Origin of the sequence: Caballeronia arvi (assembly GCF_001544695.2) — a bacterium.
GTDB lineage: Bacteria > Pseudomonadota > Gammaproteobacteria > Burkholderiales > Burkholderiaceae > Caballeronia > Caballeronia arvi.
Map to the genome: position 1 here is coordinate 219,527 of NZ_FCOM02000008.1, position 22,196 is coordinate 241,722.

The 22,196-nt window shown below is 64.3% G+C and carries 23 protein-coding genes; 10 read left to right on the forward strand and 13 right to left on the reverse strand.

Translation table 11 applies throughout. The annotated features are described in order from the left end of the window. Positions 1-6: 6 nt before the first annotated feature. Entirely contained in the window at positions 7-1,923 is a 1,917-nt protein-coding gene (locus AWB74_RS12605) for an AAA family ATPase (RefSeq protein ID WP_061147095.1), read from the reverse strand. Between AWB74_RS12605 and AWB74_RS46920 the strand changes: the two genes are divergently transcribed. Continuing rightward, positions 1,893-2,156, forward strand: a complete 264-nt coding sequence (locus AWB74_RS46920) for a hypothetical protein (RefSeq protein ID WP_200821965.1) — start codon at positions 1,893-1,895, stop codon at positions 2,154-2,156. The genes AWB74_RS12605 and AWB74_RS46920 overlap by 31 nt on opposite strands. A 285-nt stretch (positions 2,157-2,441) precedes the next feature. Beyond that, entirely contained in the window at positions 2,442-2,603 is a 162-nt protein-coding gene (locus AWB74_RS12610; RefSeq protein ID WP_008346326.1) for a DUF1328 family protein, read from the forward strand. 72 nt (positions 2,604-2,675) lie between these two features. Here the strand turns inward: AWB74_RS12610 and AWB74_RS12615 are convergent, their stop codons facing one another. From AWB74_RS12615 to AWB74_RS12660, 10 genes are all read right to left on the reverse strand, one after another. Next, positions 2,676-3,929, reverse strand: coding sequence for a cation:proton antiporter (locus AWB74_RS12615; protein ID WP_061147096.1), 1,254 nt, complete (start codon positions 3,927-3,929; stop codon positions 2,676-2,678). A 249-nt stretch (positions 3,930-4,178) separates the two neighbouring features. Beyond that, entirely contained in the window at positions 4,179-4,532 is a 354-nt protein-coding gene (locus AWB74_RS12620) for a RidA family protein (protein ID WP_061147097.1), read from the reverse strand. Positions 4,533-4,557: 25 nt separating this feature from the next. Beyond that, the gene (locus AWB74_RS12625; protein WP_061147098.1) at positions 4,558-5,727 is read right to left on the reverse strand and encodes an NAD(P)/FAD-dependent oxidoreductase; all 1,170 of its coding nucleotides are present in this window, start codon (positions 5,725-5,727) and stop codon (positions 4,558-4,560) included. Continuing rightward, complete coding sequence (locus tag AWB74_RS12630) at positions 5,720-7,126, reverse strand: FAD/NAD(P)-dependent oxidoreductase (protein WP_061147099.1); 1,407 nt, start codon at positions 7,124-7,126, stop codon at positions 5,720-5,722. Before AWB74_RS12630 ends, AWB74_RS12625 begins: the two co-directional genes overlap by 8 nt. After that, on the reverse strand, positions 7,116-7,478 hold the full coding sequence (locus AWB74_RS12635) for a (2Fe-2S)-binding protein (protein WP_061147100.1): 363 nt from the start codon (positions 7,476-7,478) through the stop codon (positions 7,116-7,118). The genes AWB74_RS12630 and AWB74_RS12635 overlap by 11 nt, the downstream gene beginning before the upstream one ends. Positions 7,479-7,485: 7 nt before the next feature. Next, positions 7,486-8,613 (reverse strand): NAD(P)/FAD-dependent oxidoreductase, encoded by a 1,128-nt coding sequence (locus AWB74_RS12640; RefSeq protein WP_061147101.1) that lies wholly within the window; start codon positions 8,611-8,613, stop codon positions 7,486-7,488. Next, complete coding sequence (locus AWB74_RS12645; protein ID WP_061128184.1) at positions 8,610-9,407, reverse strand: ABC transporter permease; 798 nt, start codon at positions 9,405-9,407, stop codon at positions 8,610-8,612. Before AWB74_RS12645 ends, AWB74_RS12640 begins: the two co-directional genes overlap by 4 nt. 16 nt (positions 9,408-9,423) lie before the next feature. Further along, entirely contained in the window at positions 9,424-10,296 is an 873-nt protein-coding gene (locus AWB74_RS12650) for an ABC transporter permease (protein WP_061128185.1), read from the reverse strand. Next, positions 10,283-11,371 (reverse strand): ABC transporter ATP-binding protein, encoded by a 1,089-nt coding sequence (locus AWB74_RS12655; protein WP_061147102.1) that lies wholly within the window; start codon positions 11,369-11,371, stop codon positions 10,283-10,285. Before AWB74_RS12655 ends, AWB74_RS12650 begins: the two co-directional genes overlap by 14 nt. Positions 11,372-11,397: 26 nt before the next feature. After that, a complete protein-coding gene (locus AWB74_RS12660) occupies positions 11,398-12,453 on the reverse strand; it encodes an ABC transporter substrate-binding protein (RefSeq protein ID WP_061147103.1) in 1,056 nt (351 codons plus the stop codon). A gap of 171 nt (positions 12,454-12,624) precedes the next feature. Here AWB74_RS12660 and AWB74_RS12665 point away from each other — a divergent pair, with 171 nt between their 5' ends. Together AWB74_RS12665 and AWB74_RS12670 are read left to right on the forward strand one after the other, a co-directional pair. Then, the gene (locus AWB74_RS12665) at positions 12,625-13,551 is read left to right on the forward strand and encodes a LysR substrate-binding domain-containing protein (RefSeq protein WP_061147104.1); all 927 of its coding nucleotides are present in this window, start codon (positions 12,625-12,627) and stop codon (positions 13,549-13,551) included. Between the two features lie 40 nt (positions 13,552-13,591). Beyond that, entirely contained in the window at positions 13,592-14,065 is a 474-nt protein-coding gene (locus tag AWB74_RS12670) for a VOC family protein (protein ID WP_061147131.1), read from the forward strand. Between the two features lie 6 nt (positions 14,066-14,071). Here AWB74_RS12670 and AWB74_RS12675 read toward each other — a convergent pair whose 3' ends face one another. After that, a complete protein-coding gene (locus AWB74_RS12675; RefSeq protein ID WP_061147105.1) occupies positions 14,072-15,127 on the reverse strand; it encodes a substrate-binding domain-containing protein in 1,056 nt (351 codons plus the stop codon). Between the two features lie 227 nt (positions 15,128-15,354). Here AWB74_RS12675 and AWB74_RS12680 point away from each other — a divergent pair, with 227 nt between their 5' ends. The 5 genes from AWB74_RS12680 to AWB74_RS12700 are packed head-to-tail and all read left to right on the forward strand — an operon-like array spanning position 15,355 to position 20,787. Beyond that, positions 15,355-16,365, forward strand: coding sequence for a substrate-binding domain-containing protein (locus AWB74_RS12680; RefSeq protein WP_061147106.1), 1,011 nt, complete (start codon positions 15,355-15,357; stop codon positions 16,363-16,365). Between the two features lie 13 nt (positions 16,366-16,378). Beyond that, positions 16,379-17,911, forward strand: a complete 1,533-nt coding sequence (locus tag AWB74_RS12685) for a sugar ABC transporter ATP-binding protein (protein ID WP_061147107.1) — start codon at positions 16,379-16,381, stop codon at positions 17,909-17,911. Beyond that, positions 17,904-18,908, forward strand: a complete 1,005-nt coding sequence (locus AWB74_RS12690; protein ID WP_087038965.1) for an ABC transporter permease — start codon at positions 17,904-17,906, stop codon at positions 18,906-18,908. Before AWB74_RS12685 ends, AWB74_RS12690 begins: the two co-directional genes overlap by 8 nt. Further along, complete coding sequence (locus AWB74_RS12695; RefSeq protein WP_061147108.1) at positions 18,905-19,915, forward strand: ABC transporter permease; 1,011 nt, start codon at positions 18,905-18,907, stop codon at positions 19,913-19,915. The genes AWB74_RS12690 and AWB74_RS12695 overlap by 4 nt, the downstream gene beginning before the upstream one ends. Further along, positions 19,912-20,787 (forward strand): sugar phosphate isomerase/epimerase family protein, encoded by an 876-nt coding sequence (locus AWB74_RS12700; RefSeq protein ID WP_061147109.1) that lies wholly within the window; start codon positions 19,912-19,914, stop codon positions 20,785-20,787. Before AWB74_RS12695 ends, AWB74_RS12700 begins: the two co-directional genes overlap by 4 nt. 37 nt (positions 20,788-20,824) lie before the next feature. On the opposite strand, the gene AWB74_RS12705 is transcribed toward AWB74_RS12700, so the two are convergent. Continuing rightward, a complete protein-coding gene (locus AWB74_RS12705; protein WP_061147133.1) occupies positions 20,825-21,115 on the reverse strand; it encodes a muconolactone Delta-isomerase family protein in 291 nt (96 codons plus the stop codon). Between the two features lie 110 nt (positions 21,116-21,225). Between AWB74_RS12705 and AWB74_RS12710 the strand changes: the two genes are divergently transcribed. Further along, complete coding sequence (locus tag AWB74_RS12710) at positions 21,226-22,191, forward strand: GlxA family transcriptional regulator (RefSeq protein WP_061147110.1); 966 nt, start codon at positions 21,226-21,228, stop codon at positions 22,189-22,191. The last annotated feature ends 5 nt before the right edge of the window (positions 22,192-22,196 follow it).

The window sequence follows — 22,196 nt, forward strand, 5'->3', positions numbered from 1 at the left end:
CCGGTTTCAGGCAGCCAGCACTTCGGTCACGGCTTCCACTTTCGCGACAGCCGCGGCATGTTCCTCGATCAGACGATAGACCGTCTCGCCCGGCACCGTTTCCGATTCGAGCAACTCGTTGGCGATCGCGCGCAGCACCGGCTTATTCGCCTGCAACAGCGCGTAGCATGCGCCGCTCAGATCGTGCAGCAGCGTGTTCGCGTGCTCGATCGAGTTCTTCAACTGCAAGCCCGCGTACTGCTGCGGCAGCGACGCGAGGCTGAAAAGATTGCCGTCGGCGTTGAAGCCGAACTTCGACACCATGTCGAGACTGATCCGCGACGCTTCCTGTAGATCGCTTGCCGCGCCGCTCGACGCTTCGTCGAACATCAGGAGTTCCGCGTTGCGGCCGCCGAGCAACACCTGAATCTCGTTGCGCAATTCCGTTTCGCGATAGAGATGCTTGTCCTGCATCTTCGTGATGAGCGCGACACCCAGCGCGCCGCCGCGCGGGAGAATGGTCACTTCTTCGAGCACGCCCGTACCGAGCAGCGCCGCAACGAGACCATGACCCGCTTCATGCACGGCGATGCGCGTGCGTTCGTCGTCGGACAAGGCGCGCTCCGCGCCGTTGATATCGCCGATGCGCGCAATCTTGATCGCTTCCATGAAATGTTTCGCCGCGACCTGGCGCTCGCCCGCCTTGCGCGCGACGAGACCCGCCTGATTGCAGATCATCGATAGCGTGGCCGGCGAGAGGCCCGTCGTCAGGCGCGCGAGTTGATCGAAATCGATGTCGTCGCTTTTCGTCTTCAGATTGGCCGCATAGAAGCGCAGGATTTCCGCGCGGTCGTCGAGGCTCGGCAGACGCACCTGCACCGTGCGGTCGAAACGGCCCGGACGACGCAGCGCTTCGTCGAGATTGTCCGGATGATTCGTCGCCGCGACGATGATCACGCCTTCGTTCGACGCGAAGCCGTCCATCTCCGCGAGCAGTTGATTGATGATGCGGTTGCTTTCCGCTTCGACCGGGCCGCCGCCGGTATCGGTGCGCTTGCCGAGGCCGTCGGCTTCGTCGATGAAGATGACCGTCGGCGCGTTCTTGCGCGCGAGCTCGAACAGATGCTTCACCTTCTGAATGCCGACGCCGTAATACTTCGCGCTGAAATAACTGCCCGTAATCGCGATGAAGTTCGCGCCGCATTCGCCCGCGAGCGCCTGCGCGAGCCGCGTCTTGCCGACGCCCGGCCCGCCCGTCATCAGAATGCCGCACGGCGCGCGCACGCCCATGCCGGTAAATTGTGCAGGCTCGGTGAGCCAGGCGCGGACGTCGTTGAGCGCGGCCTTCGCTTCGCCGGCGCCGATGACGTCATCGAAACGCAGCGTCGGCGACGTGCCGAGCAGTTGCGCGCCGCCACGCATTTCACGGCGCATGAACCAAAGCAGGCCGCCGACCATCAGCAAGGGCAGCAAGAGGCTCAGCGCATCGCGCGAACGGTCGAACATTTCGCTCCAGCGCGCGTAGCCCGTGCGCACGTTGGCGTCGGGCAGCCAGACCAGTTGATACGGCGTCGCCGCGTCGGGCTTCAGTTCGCCGAGCAATAGCGCATTCGAGAACGCGCCGTTGTGGTCGGCGACGTAATACTTCTCGCCTTTGATCGTGGAGACGAGGATCGCGTCGGGGCTGACGCCGATCGTCGCGACATTGCGCTCGCGAATATCGGTCAACATTTCCGATGCATCTTTTTCCCGATGCGCCCACGCCGACGCGTCGTGACGCATCTGACTCGCGACGCCCGACAGCGCCGCGGATTGCGACGCCGCCTGATGCGACGTCTGACGCCAGTGAAGGAAGCTCGCACCCGCCACGAGTGCAGCCAACAACACAACCAACGCGATATGACGGCCAAAGCGTGACCGCAGCGAATTCCTTGCCGGTTTCATCAATTTTTTCCCGATGGGGCCGCGCGCGCGGCACCGTTCAATCTTTCGTCGGAAGAAAAGCATCCGAACGTGTCTCTTGGTGCTTCGGTGTGCTTCGGTGGTGGGATGCCCGCGCATGTGGCTTGAATGCTCAAGACGGCGAAGCGATCGACCTTGAACCGCAGATCGTCAACCATGCGAGCATGGCCCTTTTATGGGAAGTGCTCCGCTGGAATGGTGCCCTTGATGCATGACCATTCGATAACGCGGAACAGCGCGCGAACGAGCGTCACCGCGCCCTTTCAGACTTGCGTCCCTCTTTTAATTAACGGCAGACGACGGGTCTTCTTGACGGCAGTGAAAGGCGGGTGATCCGCGCTCGCGCTTGAATAGCAGAGCGATGGCGTATGCAGGACGAGGCCAAGAATATCACGGCAGAAAACATTGCTCCATCCGGTAAGGAATACTGCTTGCTTCCGGCAGGTTACGGTCCGCGCACATGGGGCGCGCGGGCCCAATCCACAGGGAGGGAAATCATCATGTTGTATTACGCATTGGTCTTTTTCATCATCGCGATCATTGCAGCCGCGCTCGGATTCGGCGGCATTGCGGCAGGGGCCGCGGGCATCGCGAAAATCCTGTTCTTCATCTTCCTCGTGATCTTCCTCGTGACGCTGGTGATGGGCCTCATGCGACGCTGACGCCGACGTTGTCAGCGGTCATATCGGGCGCCGTGCGATTCGGGTCGCGCGGCGCTTTGTCGTGCGATGACGTTATCGCGCGACGGCCGAGTGCGGCGCGGACTGGCGGCGCACGATCCAGTTGAAGAGCGGCGTGGCCATCAGCGTGCTGAGCACGGCCATCAGCACGAGGATCGAGAAGAGTCCCGGCAGGATCACGCCTGCCGCGAGACCGATATTGATGATGATGAGCTCCATCAGGCCGCGCGCGTTCATCAGCGCGCCGATCGCCATTGCGTCGCCGGAATTCTCGCCGTTCATGCGCGCGGCTGCCCAGCACGCGATGCCCTTGCCGCCGAACGACGCGATCAGGATCGCGGCGGCGGCGACGAGGATGGCCGGGTCCATCAGCATGTCGAGCCGCGTGTTGAGACCGGAGTAGGCGAAGAACATCGGCAGCAGAAACACGACGACGAAGGGTTGCAGCATGTCGCGCAGCTTCGTCGTCAGCGGGCCGCGCGGAAGCGCGACGCCGAGCAGAAAGCCGCCGAAGACCGCGTGAATGCCGATTGCGTCCATCGCGAACGCGCAGAGCGAGAACAGCGCCAGTACCGTGGCGAGCACGCTGGTCGGCAGCGGCGCGTTCGGATTCAGTCCGACGGCGAGCCGGCGCAATAGCTTGCCGCCCGCGAAGATCATGAAGAGCGCGAACGCCGCGCCGCCGCCGATCGCGGCATACGCGCCCGTCCACGATCCGCCGAAGCTCGCGAGCACGATGGCGAGGATGCACCAGGCGGCGGCGTCGTCGCATGCGCCCGCGGTCAGTGCGAGCGTGCCGAGCGGCGTGCCGGTGAGCCCGCGCTCGTGGATGATGCGCGCGAGCATCGGAAACGCGGTGATGGCGATGGCGGCGCCGAGGAACAGCGACGCCTCGTAGAGCCGCACCTTCTCACCGAACAGGCCGGGGATAGAGAGCAGCCAGGGCGTGAGCGCGAACGCCAGAGCGAACGGCGCGACGATGCCGGCGAGCGACACGCTCATCGCACTTTTCGCGCGTGCGCGAAAGTGATCCGCGCGGAATTCCGTGCCGACGAGAAACATGTACAGCCCGATGCCGAGCTGCGCGGCGACGTAGAGCATGCCCATCGTCGGTTTGGGGAAAAGCGCCTGCTGCCACTGCGGCAGCAGGAGTCCGAAGAGCGACGGGCCGAGCAGCACGCCCGCGATCATTTCGCCGACCACTTGCGGCTGACCGACGCGTTGCGCGAGCCGGCCGACGAGCTGGCTCGCGAGCACGATCACGGCGGCCTGGGCGAAGAAGTAGACGGAGAGCTGGGAGGTTGGCATCGGTCGGGCGTCGAAAAATTAACGACGGGAGTCTGATGCCGGGGAAGAGGGATGTCAATGCGCAACAGAAATCCATTTACGCGCCGAGATTAAATCGGAAACGGAAGACTTTCGTGCGCGCCCCTCGATCCGACCAATCTGTAGAACCCCTCAAAACAAAAAAAGCCCACTGGAAAAGCGGGCTTCGAAGTAATTTGCCTTGCATTAATTTTGCAAATGCTTCGGATCACTGTATTGACGAAACTACACTCACCCCAACGCCACCACCGCAATCTCCACCAGCAACGCCGGCGACGCGAGTTTCGCCTGCACCGTCGCCCGCGTGGGCGCGCACCCTTGCGGCACCCACGCATCCCACACTTCATTCATCCCCGCAAAATCCCGATCGATATCCGCAAGCCACACTTGCGCCGACACCAGCTGCGTTTTATCGATGCCCGCCTTGTCGAGAAAGCCGTCGATTTTCTCGAGCACTTTCGCTGTTTGCAGTTTCACATCGGGCGTCTGATCGGCCGATGTTTGCCCGCCGATGAACACGAGCCCTGCCGCCTTCACGACGCGGCTCATACGTTGATTAGTGTCGATGCGAACGATATCGCTCATAAAATTCCCTCCGGAAAAAGTGTGTTCAATGCGTAATCAACTGCGATGCGTCCGCAACAGAAACCGCATCGCGCGAAAAGCGATCGACGGCGAACGCATCGAGTGAAATCGACGGCGCGCCATCGAGCATCAGTTCCGACACGAGCTTGCCGCAACCCGGCCCGAGCTGAAAGCCGCTGCCGCAATAGCCGAACGAGTAATACAGATCCGATGCCTTGCGGCTCGCCGATATCACCGGCAATTCATCTTCGGTAAAAGCTTCGACGCCCGCCCATGCGCGATTCACGCCGAGGTGGCGCAAATGCGGAAACAGATCGGTGACGGTGCGCGCGCTCTTCACGAGACGCACGAAATCCACTTCGCCGTGACGATTCGCGAGATCCGCAATGCCGATCAGCTTTCCGCCGATCACCACCGTGCCGTTATCGAACTGCTTGAACGAGAGCGGGCGGCCCGTCGCGCCGAGCGTCGCACGGCAGAACGGCGCGACGCGATGCGTGACCATCAGCATCAGGCCTTCGGGATGAACCGGCACCGGCTCGCCCACCTGTTTCGCCAACTCGCCCGACCACGCGCCCGCCGTGACGAGCAACTGCTTCGCGCTGAACGTGCCGCGCGGCGTCGTCGCGAACCAGCGCGTGCCGCGCTGTTCGATGCGTTGCACCGGCGTGCCTTCCTGAAAGCGCGCGCCGAGTCTTTGCGCGGCGAGCCGAAAGGCGGTCGTCGTGCGATACGGCAGCGCGTAGCCATCGCGCTCGACCCAGATGCCGCCCGTCACATGCCGCGCGAGCGCCGGCTCCAGTTCGAGCACGGTCTCGCGGTCGATCACTTTCTCGTGCGTGAAGCCGTGCGCTTCGAGCAGCGCGACGCGCTTGCGGCAGGCGTCGAGTTCGTCGTCGGTTTCGGCGATCTTCAACTGACCTGAAGGCACGAAGCCGCCATCTTCGCCGATGAGATCGCTCATGCCGTGCCATATTTCGCGCGACATCAGCGCGAGCGGAATCTCCGGCAGAGGACGACCGAGCGTGCGCACGCCGCCCGCGTTCACGCCCGATGAATGACGCGCGACGTAATCGGCTTCGAGCACGATGACTTTCGCGCCGCGCCGCGCGAGATGGAACGCGCTGCTCGTGCCGTGCAGCCCGCCGCCGACCACGAGCACATCCGCTTCCCGCACGTCAGTCGCGTCATTCACCGGCGAGTTCTCCGAGCGTGAGCGGCTTGATCGGCGGACGGATGCGGTAATAGCCGACTTCGGCGGGCGAGACCCGCCGCGCATCCGCGATGACTTCCGTCACCGTGAGACCGCACATGCGTCCCTGGCACGGACCCATGCCGCAGCGTCCGAACGATTTCGCCTGATTCGGCCCGACGCAGCCCAGTTCGACGAACTTGCGCAGCTCGCCCGCCGTGACTTCCTCGCAGCGGCACACGATGGTCTCGTCGCCCGGAATGCGATTGGTCGCGCGCGGACGATAGAGGCTGTCGAGAAACGGCCGGATGCGCATGACGTTCGCGAGCGCGCGTCGCAGCGGCGTGGCTTCGGCATCGCGAGCCGACTGATCGATGGCGCCGAGCTGCGCCGCCGCAGCCAGTCCCGCGAGCGTGCCTTGCAACGCCGCGGCCTGCGCGCCGCCGATGCCCGCGCCATCGCCCGCGACGAAAATACCGGGCACGTCGAGCTCGCCCCACGCATCGACTTTGGGGGTGAAGCACAGTTGCGCATCGTCCCAGCGATGCGACGCCCGCAGCGCATGCGTGAACTGCGTGTTCGGCACGACGCCCTGATGCAGCAGAATCACGTCGGCTTCGATGCGATGCGCGACGCCTTGCGTCGTGAACCTGAGCGCCGCCGCGCGCTCGACCTGATCCGAGCCGACGCGCGATTCCACGCGCAGATCGTCGGCAGCTTCGAAGATCGGTACGCCCGCCTCGCGCAGCGTGCGGATCAGTTGCAAACCCTTCGACAAAAACGGCCACGCGCGCAGCGCCGACAGCAGATGACGCTTCGCGCGCCAGCGGTCTTCGTGACGCGTCGTATCGACGAGCGCGCGGATCGGCACGCCAGCGCGCACGTATTGCCAGCCGAGCAGATAGAGCAGCGGCCCGCAGCCCGCGAGAATCGGCGGCGCGGCGGGCACTTCGCCCGCGCTCTTCAAAAGGATCTGCGCCGCGCCCGCCGTCAGTACGCCGGGCAGCGTCCAGCCGGGAATCGGAAACGGCCGCTCCAGCGCGCCACTCGCGAGAATCACGCGCTTGGCATCGAACGCGCCGATCTTGCCGTCCTTCAGATAGTTGACGCCGCGCTCGCGCGTGACCTGCCATACGCTCGCATTCGTGATGTGACGCGCGCCCGATGCGGCGAACGCCTTCGCGACATCTGCGCCCGCCGCGTAGTCCGGACCGAGAATCTCACGGCGACGCGCGTCTGCCTTGCCGATCGCGCGATAAATCTGCCCGCCCACGGCGTCCTGTTCGTCGATGAGCACGGTCGAAAGGCCCGCGCGCGCCGCGCGTGTGGCCGCACTCATGCCGGCGGGACCGGCGCCAACCACGACCACATCGACTGCGACGGAATCGAAATCAGCGGCCATGTGCGTTCTCCAGCGATGCATCGACGGCATTCGACGGCGGCAGATCGCGCGCGCCTTCCTGCGAGCGCACGCGCATGCCGGCTTTCACTTCGACCATGCAGCTCTGGCGGCTCGGCACGCCGTCGATCTCGACGAGGCATTCGAAGCACGCGCCCATCATGCAGTAGGGCGCACGCGGCGCGCCGGAGACGGGCGTCGCACGAAAGCGCGATACGCCCGCCGCGAAGAGCGCCGCAGCCACCGAACGGCCGGCGGGCACGCTGAGCGCTTCGTCGTTGAAAAAGATGTCGACATGGCCGGCTTCGGCACCATTCAACGGCCTGAAAAGCGTGTGGTTCGATTGGACTGTCATGGCAAGCTCAATGTGCGGGAGTCAGTTCTCGTGCGTTCTCGAAGCGGCGCGCGGAGAAGTTCGGCAGTTCGCCGGGCATCGGCGCGCCCATGATCCACGGCGCGACGCGCAGCGCATGCGCGGCGGCGAGCGTCACGCCGCTGTGGCAGGTGACGACGAACGCGCCCGGATGCTTGTCCGACTGGTCGTAGATCGGAAAGCCGTCGGGGCTGTAGACGCGCAACGCGGCCCACATGCGCACGAGCCGCACGTGCTTCAGCATCGGAAAGGCGCGCACGCCGCGACGCGCGATATCGGCGAGCACGTGCGTCGTGGTGAAATCGTCGAAGCCGACTTCCTCCATCGAATCGCCGAACTGCACGGTGCCTTCGTCGGTCTGCCGCACGTTGAGCGTCGGATAGTGCAGAAACGGCGCGACGCGCTCGCTCACCAGCACTTGCCCGCGATTCGGCGCGACAGGCGCATTCAGGCCGACGAACGGCGCGAGCGCGCGATTGCCGAGGCCCGCCGCGAGCACGACGCGCGCCGCGCGATATGTTCCGCGTTTGCCATGCACCGTGAAGCCATTCGCTTCCGGCACGATGCGTTCCGCGCGCTCGGCCGATACGAGCTTCACGCCACGCGCCTGCATCGCGACATGCAGGCCGCGCAGCAGCTTCAGCGGATTGACGTGGCCGTCCATCGGCGTATAGCTCGCGCCGAGAACCGCAGGCCCGGCTTGCGGAATGCGCTCGCGAACTTCCTTTGCATCGAGCATTTGAAACGGGTAGTCGCCGAGCTCGGCTTGCAGTGTCGAGAGGCGCTTGTTGCGCTCGGCGAGCTCGTCGTCGTTGAAGCAGAACTGGAAGCCGCCCGGCTGACGCAAGGCCACGTCGATGCCCGTTTCGCTCAGCAACGCATCGGCGAAAGCGGGCCAGCGCGTCGACGACGAGCGCGACCAGGTCGCATACGGCGACAATCCATAGCCCTTGCCCTGTATCCAAACGAGGCCGAAGTTGCCGCGCGAGGCGCGAAAGCCGCCGTCGTCCTCGTCGAGCACGGTCACGCGCGCGCCTTCGCGTGCGAGCCCGTAAGCGACTGCCGAACCGACGAGGCCGCCGCCCAGAACCAGCACGTCGGGACTTAAAGATGTCATCGGGCTTCTCCGATCAGAATGCGATCCAGTCCGACCATGCGGTCGAGCAGAATCATCAGCAACACCGTACCGACGATCAGCACCGCCGAGACGGAGGCGACCAGCGGATCGATCGTCTGCGCGATCTGGTTGTACATGGCGACGGGCAGCGTCGTGGTGCCAGGCGTCGCGACGAAGATGGTCATCGTCAGCTCGTCGAAGCTTTGAATGAACGACAAGACCCAGCCGCCCGCGACGCCCGTGCGGATCATCGGCAGCACGACGCGGCGAAACGCGGTGAAGCGGCTCGCGCCACACGACAGCGCTGCGCGCTCTGCATCGCGATCCAGCCCGATGGCCGATGACAGCGCGAGCCGCAATGCATACGGCAACACGATGATCACGTGCGCGGCGACGAGCGACCAGAATGATCCCGACAGATGCAGCAGCGACAGAAAGCGCAGGAACGCGATGCCGAGCACGACGGCGGGAATCATCATCGGCGAGAGAAAGAAGCTCGTGAGCGCCGCGCGACCCGGAAAGCGATAGCGCGCGATGGCAAGCGCGGCGGGCACCGCGAGCAGCACGCCGATGGTCGCCGCCGCGAAGGCGAGGCGGATCGACAGCCAGAACGCAGAGACGATGTCGCCGTTCTCGATGATCGCGTGGAACCAGCGCAGCGATGCGCCATCGAAGGGCATCGAAATGAAGCCTTTGTCGGTGAACGCGACGAGCATCACGACGACCAGCGGCGCGAGGATGAAGCTCAGAAAGCACGCGTTGAACGTGAGACCGAGCCAGCCGTTTTCTTTCATGATGTTGGTCCTCCGCTCAATCGAAGATATGCCGGAAGCGGCGTTCGGCGAGACGGCTGCAACCCATCACGATCGCGACGTTGGCGATCAGCAGCAGCACCGCGATGCTCGCGCCGAGCGGCCAGTTGAGTGTGCCGAGGAACTCGTCGTAGGCGGCGGTCGCGACGACCTTGAGACGCCGTCCGCCGATCAGCGCGGGCGTCGCAAACGCGGACGCCGACAGCGCGAACACGATGATCGACCCCGACAGCACGCCCGGCATGATCTGCGGCAGCACTACACGCCTGAACACCGCGAACGGCGAGCCGCCGAGCGAGCGGCCGGCCCATTCCACTTGCGGGTCGAGCTTTTGCATCGTCGCCCAGACGGACATCACCATGAACGGCACCAGAACGTGTGTCAGCGCGATGATCACGCCGGTCATCGTGAAGACGAGGCGCACCGGTTCGTCGGTGATGTGCAGCGCCTGCAACACGTTGTTGAGCACGCCGTTGTTGCCGAGCAGGATCTGCCAGCCGAGCGTGCGCACGACCACGGAAATGAGCAGCGGCCCGAGCACGATCAGAAGACACAGCGATTGCCAGGGCTTTTTCATGCGCGCGAGCACGATGGTCTCCGGCACGCCGAGCACGATCGACAGCAGCGTGACGGCGAAGGCGAGTCCGGCAGTGCGCAGGAAGATCGTGCCGTAGTACGGGTCGCTCACCACTTCCCAGTAATTGCCGAGCGTATAGGCCGCCGTGACGCCGGCCGTGTCGCTGAACACGCGGAACGACAGCATCAGCGTGAGCAGAAGCGGCACCAGCAACAGGCCGATGAACAGCAGCAGCGCCGGTCCCGACAGCAGCCACGGCGCGGCGCCGGGACGGGCGTCGTCAAGCGTGGCCATGGATCGTCTCCTTGCCGTCTTGCGTCAGCACGCGCAGGTCGTCGTCGGTCCAGTCGAGGCCCACTTCGTCGCCTTCCTCGGGCGGCGGCGCGCCGTGATTCGGCTGCGCGACGCGCAGCTTGCCGAGCGCGGTTTCCACTTCGAGCAGCCATTGATTGCCGACGAACACGCGCGTCGCGATGCGGCCTTTGATGCGCGCATCGCCCGCATTCCCATTCGCCAGGTGCACTTTTTCCGGACGGATATAGACGTTCACTGCGCCATCGACGTGACGGCCTTCGTGCGGCACATGCAGCGTCGTGCCCGCGACATCGACGATCGCGCAGCGCGGATTGCGTTGCCGCACTTCGCCCGCGAACGTGTTGGTGCGCCCGAGAAACGTCGAGGCGAACGGCGTCGCGGGGCGCTCGTAGGCGTCGTAAGGCGTGGACAGTTGCGAGATCGCGCCGCGATGCATCACCGCGATGCGGTCGCTCATCGTCATCGCTTCGACCTGATCGTGCGTGACGAGGATCGTCGTGATGCCCAGACGTTTCTGGATTGCGCGCAACTCGATGTGCATTTCCTCGCGCAGCTTGGCGTCGAGATTGGACATCGGTTCGTCGAGCAGCAGCAGTTCGGGCTGCATCGCGATGGCGCGTGCGACCGCCACGCGCTGCCGCTGGCCGCCCGACAGTTCCTTCGGATAGCGATGCCCGAGGCCCTTCAGACGCACGAGCGCGAGCGCCTCTTCGACGCGCGCCTCGCGCTCCTTGCGCTTCACCTTGCGCATCTCCAGCCCGAAGCCGACGTTGCCCGCCACCGTCATGTGCGGAAAGAGCGCATAGCTTTGAAACACCACGCCGATGCCGCGTTTCTCCGGGCGCTCGTTCGTGATGTCGCGGCCATCGAGCAGGATGCGGCCGGTCGTCGGCGTGACGAAGCCGGCGACCATTTGCAGCGTCGTCGTCTTGCCGCAGCCCGACGGACCGAGCAGCGACAACAACTCGCCGCGCTCGACCGAAAGATCGAGCATCTCGATCGCCGTGAAATCGCCGTAGCGTTTCGATATGCCTTGCAGAGTCAGGAAAGCCATGCGCTTTGCTCCTTCGTCAGACCGACTTAGCGCTCGACCGAGCGGTTCCAGCGTTCCGTCCATTCGGTGCGATGCTGGTTGATCGTGGTCCAGTCCATCGCGGTGAGCTTGCCGATCTGCTCCGGACCGTAGGGCACGCGCGCGGCGACTTCGGGCGTGAGCTTGACCGTCTTGTTGACCGGGCCGAGACCGATGTTCTGCGCCTGCAACGTCTGCACTTCAGGCGTCAGCAAGTACTGCACGAACTGCTGCGACAAGGCGGGCTGCGCATTCTCCGCGATGGCGCACGCCGCGACTTGCAGCGCGACCGCGCCTTCCTTCGGGTAGATGAACTTGAGCGGAAAGCCGGTGTTTTGCAGCGCCACCGCGCGGCCGCTGCCGTAGGGCGCGAGGATCACGTCGCCGGACTGCATCTGGCCGTCCATTTCGCCGGGCGTCGGCGCCCACGAGAGCACGTTGGGCGCGACGTCCTTCGTCATTTCCTTGAAGCCCGGATCGATGTTCTTCTCGCCGCCGCCCGAAAGTCGCGCGAGCATCACGAGCGTGTGCAGGCCGTAGGTATTGGTGATCGGCGGCACGCCGAGCTTGCCCTTGATGCGCTTGTCGGTGAGCACCTTCCACGAATCGGGCGGCGGCAGGCCGGCCTTCTTGAACGCTTCCTCGTTGTAGCCGATGCCCGTCGCGACCATGCCGACGCCGACCGCAGTCGGCCCGAGCTTCGCGAGCGGATACACGTCTTTCATGATGGGCGCGTCGTCGAGTTTCGCGCACAGGTTCATCTGCATCGCCTGATACATGGGGCCGTCGTCCATCACGGCGACGTTGATCTGCTGATGACCCTTTTGCGCCTGGAGTTTTGCGAGCGTGTCGCTGGAATTGCCCGCGACGTAGACGATCTTCACGTCATGCGCCTTCTCGAACGGCGGAATGATCTTCTGCCGATAGAGCTGCTCGTTCGAGCCGCCGACGTTCGCGACATAGAGCGTCGTTTCGGCGTGAGCGGCGAGCGCGCCGGTGATGACGAAACCTGCCAGAGCGGTGCGGGACAGGACAAACAGACGGCGATGCAGCGCGCTTCTCATGACGATGATCTCCAGTTCCGGGACGTGGGGCGCGGGCTCGTCTGCCCGTCGATGAGAGGCAGTGTCGCGCCACCGATACATATCGTCCAATACGAATAAAATACCTATCCATGCAGGGATGATATGGATCGGGCGCAACCAGAATAGGGAAAACACGAGGATGAGCACGCAATGAACCTGAAGCACATCGAGGCGTTCCGCGCGGTCATGGTGTCCGGTTCGATGACCGCGGCGGCCAAGGCGCTCTTCACGTCGCAGCCCAATGTGAGCCGTCTGATTTCACAACTGGAGCGCGACACGGGCCTGCAGCTCTTTCAGCGCAGCGGCGTGCGCCTGATCCCGACGAGCGAGGGCACCGCGTTCTTCCGCGAGGTCGAGCGCGCGTTCGTCGGCTTGCAGGGACTGGCGAACGCGGCGGCGCAGATCCGCAATCTCGGCAGCGGCCGTCTGCGCATCGCGGCGATGCCGTCGGCGGGCATGACGCTCGTGCCGCACGCGATCAAGCACTTCGTCGAGCTGTTTCCGGAGGTCACCGTGTCGCTGCATGTGAACACGTCGGGCACGGTGAATCACTGGACGGCGTCGCAGTTCTGCGATCTGGGCGTCGCGGTGTATGTGAGCGAGGCGTCAGAATGCGAAGTCGAGGAGTTGTCGACCGTGGCCGCCGTGTGCGTGCTGCCGGCGAAGCACCGGCTCGCGGCGAAGCGCGTCATCCGCCCGGAAGACATGGAGGGCGAATCGTTCATCTCGCTGTGTCACGGCGACGGCACGCGCGCGGTGATGGACGAAGTGTTCCAGCGCGCGGGCGTCAAGCGCGTGCTCGCCATCGAAGCGCAATACACCGCGATGTGCTGCGAGATGGTGCGGCATGGCATGGGCGTGACGCTCGCGCATCCGATCGTCGCGCGGGATTTTCGCGGGCCGGAGATCGCCATTCGCCCGTTCGTGCCCGCGCCGCGCTTTCCGATGTATCTGCTGTTTCCGCCGCATCGGCCGCGCGAGCGTCTCGCTTCGGCGTTCGTCGATGTGCTGCGCGACTCGCATGAGGCATTGCTGGCGCAAGTCGTCCCGCCTGTGCGCGGACGTGCGCGCGCGTGATATCGTCGGCGCACTGTTCACGGTCCCGAAGGAGTGTGCGATGGCGGAGCTCGTCACCTGCCTGTGGTTCGATGGCAATGCGCGTGAAGCAGCGGAGTTTTACGCCGCCACGTTTCCCGACAGCCATGTCGGCGCGGGCCATGCATCCGCGAAGCCGGGCGTCGGGCAAGGGCCGGAACTGACGGTCGAGTTCACCGTGCTCGGCCAGCGCTTTCTCGGGCTGAACGGCGGCCCGAACTTCAGGCCGAACGAGGCGGTGAGCTTCATGATCCACACCGGCAGCGCGGAAGAGACGGATCGCTACTGGAACGCGATCGTCGGCAATGGCGGCGAGGAAGGGCCGTGCGGCTGGTGCAAGGACCGCTGGGGCTTCTCGTGGCAGATCACGCCGAAGCGCATGCTCGAAATCCTCAACGGCCCGGATCGCGACGCCGCACGACGCGCGATGGACGCGATGATGCGGATGAAGAAGATCGACATCGCCGAAATCGAGCGCGCGGCGGCGGGCGGGTGACAGCGCTCATCGATCGAACTCCTTCGTCTGCTCGGCTTCTTCGAACATCTTGCCGAAGCCGGTCGGCACGAGCACGACGGAGCGATCGGCGGGATCGTAGTGATCCGCCAGTGCGAACGCTTCCGAGATGATCGTCTGCACATCCTGGCGCAGCATCGTCACGTCGAAGGACAGGTGGGCCGCGAACGGGTCCCAGTCGAAGCAGCCGACGACCGTCGATTGCCACGCCTCGGGCGACAGGCTCGACGTGAACTGCACGAAGCCTTCGAACGCGGTGATCGAGTTCATCAGCAGGCCGGACGGCAGCCGGCCCAATTTCTCGTGTCGAAGCGCGAGCGCGCTTCGCGCGGACGCGGCGTTGTAGCCGCAGCTATCGATGGCGTCGGCTTTCAACGCAATGCCGCGCGCATCGAACGCATCGCGAAAGCCCGCGATGCGCATTTCCGTCGCGTATTCACCCGGTATTCCGCCGAGCAGGATCAGTTCGTCCGGCGATTCGCCGCGCGCGATCAGCTTGTCGATGAGCACGTCGGTGATCGCGCGCGCGCCGCCGCGATTGTCCGACACGACCGATGGCGCGCCGTCGCCCGGCAGATCGACGTTGATCGAAGGCACGCCCGCTGCAGCGCATAGCGCGTTGAGCGGCGCCGGATTGCGCACGCCGGCGATGAACAGCAGCTCGACGCGCTGCGACAGCAGCGTCTGCGTGACGCTCGCTTCCACGGCAGGATCGCGCTGCGTGCCGACGACGATCGGACACAGGCCGCGGCTGCGCGCCTGATCCTCGAAGGTCTGCGCAAGCCCCGCGAAAAAGCGGTTGCGGTAATGCGGCAGCACCATGCCGGCGAGACCCGAGCGCGACAGCCGCAGCCCGCGCGCCTTCATGTTGACGTGGTAGCCGAGCTTGCGCGCGCTTTCGAGCACGCGGTTGGCCGTTTCCTCCTTGATCCGGTAGCGCCGCCAGGTGCCGTTCAGCACCATGCTCACCGTGGACGTCGATGATCCCGTCGCCTTCGCGATGTCGTAGATCGTCGACTTCCTTCCTGAAGTTTTGCCGGCCATCGAAACTGCTCCACGCTGCGTTTGTTTTCCCGAGACGGTAGCCCTTCCCAAAGCGCGAACCGAGCTAGGGTTTGTCCGGGTCGACCCTCATGCTGAATAGTTTCAGCATAGCCCAACCCGGTTGCTGAATGGATTCAGCAAAGTGTCAGCACGACACGGGCGCATCTGGAATTCAATCACTCAACTGGGCGTCTGCTCGGATTGCGCTGACGTCCTCCGGAGGAGACATGTCCAAGAAAATGATTCGCTCGTTGTGCGCCGGCATGGCCGCGCTGGCACTGGCCATCGGCGCGATCGGCATGGCCGGCGTGGCCTCGGCGTCGCCGGACAAGCCGGTCATCGGCGTCGTCGTGAAGATCGGCGGCATTCCGTGGTTCAACGCGATGGACGCCGGCATCAAGAAACGCGCCGAGCAGCTCGGCGTGAAGGCGTTCATGGTCGGGCCGACGAGCGCCGATCCCGCGCTGCAGGTCCGCGCGATCGAGGATCTCATCGCGCAGAAAGTCGATGTGATCGGCGTCGTGCCGAACGATGCCGAAGTGCTCGAGCCCGTGTTGCAGCGCGCCCGCGCGGCGGGCATCAAGGTCATCACGCACGAGTCGCCGAAGCAGAAGAACGCCGACTGGGACTTCGAGCTCGCCTCGGTGAAGGGCTTCGGAGAGGCGTATGCGAAGCGTCTGGGCGAAGCGCTCGGCGGCAAGGGTGAATACGCGGTGTTCGTCGGCTCGCTCACGGTGCCGCTGCATAACGCATGGGCCGATGCGGCCATCGCGTACATCAAGGCGAACTATCCGGGCATGACGCTCGTCGGCGATCGTTATGGTGTCGCGGAAGACGTCGATGCATCGCGCAAGACGGCGCTCGATCTGATGCGCGCGCATCCGAACCTGAGAGCGATTCTCGCGTTCGGCAGCCAGGGGCCGATCGGCGCGGCGCGCGCGGTGCAGGAAAAGCAGATGAAGGGCAAGGTGCTGGTGCTCGGCCCGTTCTCGCCGGGACAGGGACGGCGCCTCGTTCACGATGGCTACCTGACCGGCGGCTACATGTGGAACCCGGCGCAGGCGGGCGAAGTCTTCGTGACGCTCGGCACGATGGTCGCGAAGGGTCAGCCGATCAAGGACGGCACGAACATTCCGGGTCTCGGCGTCGTGCATCCGGACGGGCATAACCTGATCGTCGATCAACTGGTCGATCTCAACGAGAAGACCGTCGACGAGCTCGCGAAATCGGGGCTTTGAGCGCTTTCGTTCCATGAGCCACGAAGCGTCCATCGCCGTCGACACGCCCGCCGCGCAAGGCACGCCCTTGCTTCAGCTCGATAACGTCTCGAAGGTCTTCGGCGGCGTCAAGGCGCTGAAGGCCGTGAAGTTCGACGTAATGCCCGGCGAAGTGCTGTGCCTCGCGGGCGAGAACGGCTGCGGCAAGAGCACGATCATCAAGATCATCAACGGCGTGTATCAGCCGGAGCCGGGTGCGGTGATGCTGATGGACGGCAAGTCGATCGAAGGCCTCGATCCGGCCCGCGCGCGCGAGCTCGGCATCCAGGTGATCTGGCAGGATCTCGCGCTCTTTCCCGAGATGACGGTCGCGGAAAACATCGCGTTCGAGCAGAACCTCGGCGCGCGTCCGCGCTTCGTCGACTACGGAAAGATGAAAGACGCGGCGCGGCGGATTCTCGCTCGGCTCGGCGTCGTCATCGATCTGAATCGTTCGGTGCGCTCGCTGTCGATTGCGCAGCGGCAGATCGTCGCCATCGCGCGGGCGCTCGTGCGCGATGCGCGCCTCGTGTTCATGGACGAACCGACGGCGTCGCTGAGCCACGCCGAAACCGAAGCGTTGCTGGAGATCGTGCGCCGCTTGTCGGCGGACGGCATCGCCGTGGTGTTCGTCAGTCACCGGCTCGCCGAAGTGCTCGAAGTCTGCACGCGCGTGACCGTGCTGCGCGATGGGCAATACGTCGGCACGTTTCCGACCGAAGGCATGACGCAGACGCGTCTCACCGAATTGATGACAGGCCGCACGTTCGATTACGAAGTGCGCAAGACGGATCTTTCGAAAGCGCCGGTCGTGCTGGAAGTGAAGGGCTTGTCGCGCGGGCGCGAATACGCCGATATTTCGTTAAGCATAAGAAAGGGTGAAATCCTCGGCGTGACCGGACGCCTCGGCGCGGGTCGCACGGAGCTTGCGCTGTCGCTGTTCGGCATGACGCGGCCACGCGCGGGATCGATACGCATCGAAGGCCGCGAGATCGCGCTGCGTTCCAATCGCGATGCGATCCGCAAGGGCATCGCGTATGTGTCGGAAGACCGGCTTTCGCTCGGGCTCGTGCAGCCGCAGTCGATCGGCGACAACACGGTCGCCGCCGTGCTCGACCGTCTGCTCGATGCCACGCATCTGGTTTCATCGAAGAAACGCAACGAGCTGATCCGCGACTGGATCGCGCAGCTCGCTGTCAAAATCGGCAAGCCGGACGATGCCGTATCGACGCTTTCGGGCGGCAATCAGCAACGCATCGTGCTGGCGAAATGGCTCGCGACGAATCCGAAGCTGCTGATTCTCGATTCACCGACTGTCGGTGTCGACGTGGGCGCGCGCGCCGGCATCTTCGCGATCATCCACAAGCTCGCGGCGCAAGGCATGGCGATTCTCCTGATCTCCGACGAAATCCCCGAGGTCTACTTCAACGCCGACCGCATCGTGCATATGCGCAATGGCCGCATCGTCGGGGAATACGTGCCGGGCGCGACGACGATGGAACATATCGAGCGAGACGTCCATGCCTGATCTGCGCAGATTCGGAATCGGTTCGATTGAGGCGCTGCTGATGCTCGTCATCGTCGTGATGATGGTGGGCCTTAGCGTATCGACATCGACGTTCTTCACGTTGTCCAATCTCTTCGATCTGGTCAATCAAAGCTCTGTCAACATCATTTTCGCGGTCGGTCTGCTCGTGGTGCTGATCGCGGGCGGAATCGACATCTCGTTCGCGGTCGGCGCATCGGTCGTGCAGTATCTGACCGCGCTCACCGTCATCCGGCTCGGCGGCGGCAACTGGGCGCTCGGCTTCATCGTCGCGGCGTGCTTCGGGTTTCTGCTCGGCGCGGTCAACGCGACGATCATCTATCGCTTTCGCATCGTCTCGATCGTCGTCACGATCGCGACGTTCAACGTATTCTTCGGAGGACTGATGTTTGTGACGGGCGGCGTGTCGATCTACGACTTGCCGGACTGGTGGGTGAATCGCGTGTCGATCGTGCATTTCGATACCGCCAGCGGCGCGGCGAATCTTGCGCTGCCGGTGGCGGTGATGATCGCGATGGTCGCGGCGACGTGGTTCCTGCTGCGCCGCACGACCACGGGCCGTCAGCTCTACGCGATGGGCGACAACCCCGAGGCGGCGCGGCGCGTGGGTGTGAACATCGGCGCGATGCATTACGTCGCGTTCGGCTGGCTCGGCATGATGGCCGGCATCGCGGGACTCATGCAGGCGCACTACGTGCAGGAAGTCGTGCCGAACGCGTTGTACGGCCGCGAGCTCGATGTACTCGCCGCGGTCGTTCTGGGCGGCGCGCGGCTCGGCGGCGGGCGCGGCACGATCCTCGGCGCGATTCTCGGCATCCTGCTCACCGCGATCACCGCAAACGGGCTGAACCTGCTCGGCATCTCGCCTTACGCGTTCAAGATGATCATCGGCGCGATCATTCTGGTCGCCATCACGTTGTCGAGCGGCGGCTTCGCGAAGCTCGTCGGTTCGCGCTTCTCGCCCAAGGCTTCGTCATGAAAGACCGCTCACTCGTTCCAGCGGATGTCGCCGGTTTGCTGGGCTTTCTCGTCGTCGTGATCGTCGGCATGAGTCTCGCGTCGGATCGCTTCTTCACGGCGAGCACGTTCGTATCGGTGGCGTTCCAGTTGCCCGAGCTCGGCTTCTTCACGCTCGCGATGCTGATGCCGCTCATTTCAGGCGGCTTCAATCTCGCGGTGACGTTCACGGCCAACATCTCCGGCCTCGCGATGGCCTATGTGCTGCACACGCACGGCGGCGCGGACGCGGGCGCGCTCGCGGTATTGCTCGGCATTCTCGCGGCATTGGCGACGGGCGCTGCATCGGGCTGGGTAATGGGCGCGGTCATCGCGCGAACCGGCGCGAGCCCGATTCTCGTGTCGCTTTCGATGATGATCTTCCTGCGCGGCCTCGGCGAATTCCTCACGCACGGCGGCGATATCTCGGGCTTTCCGCCCTTCGTGCGCGAGATGGGCAACGGCGTGTTCATCGGCGTGCCGATACCGCTGTGGATTTTCATCGGCTGCGCGCTGCTGTGGCATGTCGTGATGACGCGCTCGCGGCTCGGCTTCGCCACGCGCATGATCGGCTCGAATCTCGAAGCGACGCGCTACTCGGGTATCGCGACGACGCGCGCCGTCACGCGCATCTACATGTTGTCGGGGCTGATGTGCGGCGTCGCGGGCGTCGTGATGGCGGCGCAGTTCAACTCGGTGCGCGTCGGTCACGGCGAGGCGTTTCTGTTGATCTCCGTGCTGGCGTGCTTTCTCGGGCGTGTCGATCCGTTCGGCGGCTTCGGGCGTGTCGTGCCCGTCGTGATCGCGCTCGTGATTCTTCAGGTCATCGCGTCGGGGCTGAATCTGCTCGGCGCGAATCAACATCTCGCCACTGCGCTCTGGGGCGTGTTCCTGCTGGCGGTGATGCTCATCCGTTGGGCGTGGGCCAACGGCATTTCGAAAACGCTGGTCCGCAGGCGCGTGACCGCATCGGAGGGAGTCGCACGATGAACAAGCTTGGCGTACATGCACTGGTCTGGGCGGGCGATCTGACGCCGGAATCGACGCGCAAGGTCATCAGCCAGACGAGGGCCGCCGGTTTCGATCTGGTCGAGCTTTCATTGCACGGCCCGAAGGTGATGGACCTCGCGCTTACGCGTGATTTGCTGCAAGAGCACGGCCTGGATATCGGCTGCTCGCGCGGCCTGACTTTCGATGCGGACGTATCCAGCGAAGACAGCGCGACGGTCGCGCGCGGCGTCGCGTTGTTGGAAGAGGGCATCACGATTACTGCGGGGCTGGGCGGCCATTATTTCGGCGGCATTCTCTATGGCGCGATGGCGAAATATTCCGCGCCGGTCTCGAAGCAAGGGCGTCGCAATTCGGTGGATTCACTGAAGCGCATCGCCGAATTCGCGCAAAAGAAGAACGTGACGCTGGGGCTCGAAGTCGTGAATCGCTATGAAAGCAATTTGCTGAATACCGCTTCGCAGGCACTCGCATTGATCGATGAAGTGAACGCGCCGAATGTCGTCGTGCATCTCGATACGTATCACATGAACATCGAGGAATCGGACTTCATGCAGCCGGTGCTGGAGTGCGGCAAGCGGCTAGGTTATGTGCATATCGGCGAGAGCAATCGCGGTTATCTCGGCTCGGGCACCATCGACTTTTCGCAGTTCTTTCACGCGCTCGCGATGATCGGCTATGAGGGCGTCGTCACGTTCGAGAGCTTTTCATCGACGGTCGTGAACGAGCAGTTGTCGAACACGCTGGCGATCTGGCGCAACCTGTGGGACGACGGCATGGACCTCGCCACGCATGCGCGCGAGTTCATCGCGGGCGGAATCAATGCGGCGGCGAAGGCGCGGGCGCATCATTGATTTTTTGGCGCCGCTTCATCAGCGGCGCCGTCTTGCTTTACTTCTGCAAGAGCAGACCCAGCGGCGCGAGCGGACCGACGTGCATCAGCGTGTATTTCGCATAACCGCCTGCCGCGAGCGGTAATCCTTCCACGGTCGCGCGGGCCTCGTCGAGCGAATCGACGTTCATCAGAAACACGACGCCCGGCGCGTCCTGCCGATACCAGAACTGCTCGATCTTGCCATCGAGATAGAGCTTCAACGTCGATGGCACTTCCTTCGGCATGATCTGCTGGCGTTCTTCCGGCGTGAGCGGTTTGTCGACCGAAGCGATAGCGATGACTTTCATGGCGATCTCCTTTGAGAAGGGTTCATTGCGGTGCGCAACGGAGATCAATGTAGCTGCCCGGCCTGAAAACCTGTATTGTCACAAATGACAACTTTAGGGTCGTTTACGCCATGCGCATCGTAATCCTCGCTCTCGACGGTGTCTTCGATACCGGCCTCGCCGTCACGCTCGACGCGCTCTCGGCCGCGAACGGACTCGCCGCCCGCATGACGGGCGGCACACCGCGTTTCCAGGTGTCGACGGTCGGTGTGCGCAAGCGGGTGCGCTCGGGGCAGGGCTTCGCGATTCCGGTGCAGGCCATCGACCCCGATGTGAAACCCGACTGGGTGATCGTTCCGGCCATCGGCGCGACGACGCCGGAGAAGCTCTTGCCCGCGCTCGAACGCACGGACGTGAAGCAGGCGCTTCGTCAGTTGCAACAATGGCATGCCGAAGGCGTCATGATCGCCGCATCGTGCATCGGGACGTTTCTGCTCGCGGAAGCAGGCCTGCTCGATCATCGGCAGGCGACGACGACCTGGTCGCTCGCGCCGCTCTTCAGGCAACGCTATCCGCTCGTCGCGCTCGACGAGACGCGTATGCTCGTGCCGACCGATATCGGCGTGACGGCGGGCGCCGCGTTGGGCCATCTCGATCTGGCGCTATGGCTCATCCGCAAGGCGAGCCCGGAGCTTGCCGCGCTGGTCTCGCGCTACCTGCTCGCCGATATCCGCACGCTGCAGGCGCCTTACATCATTCCGAATCATCTGGCGCAGGCCGATCCGCTCATTCAGCGTTTCGAACGCTGGGCGCGCGATCATTTGAAAGAAGGCTTCTCGCTGCAAGAAGCCGCGAACGCGCTCGCGACCAGCGCGCGTTCATTGCAGCGCCGCTGCAACGAAGTGCTCGGCAAATCGCCGCTCGCGTACTTTCAGGACTTGCGCGTCGAACGCGCGCAATCCCTTCTGCACGGCAGCGGCCTCGGCATCGAAGCGATCGCCGCCGAAGTCGGCTACGACGATGGCGCGACACTGCGAACGTTGCTACGTCAGCGCCTCGGTCGCGGCGTGCGCGATCTGCGCGCCGAGTTGCGCTGACGTCT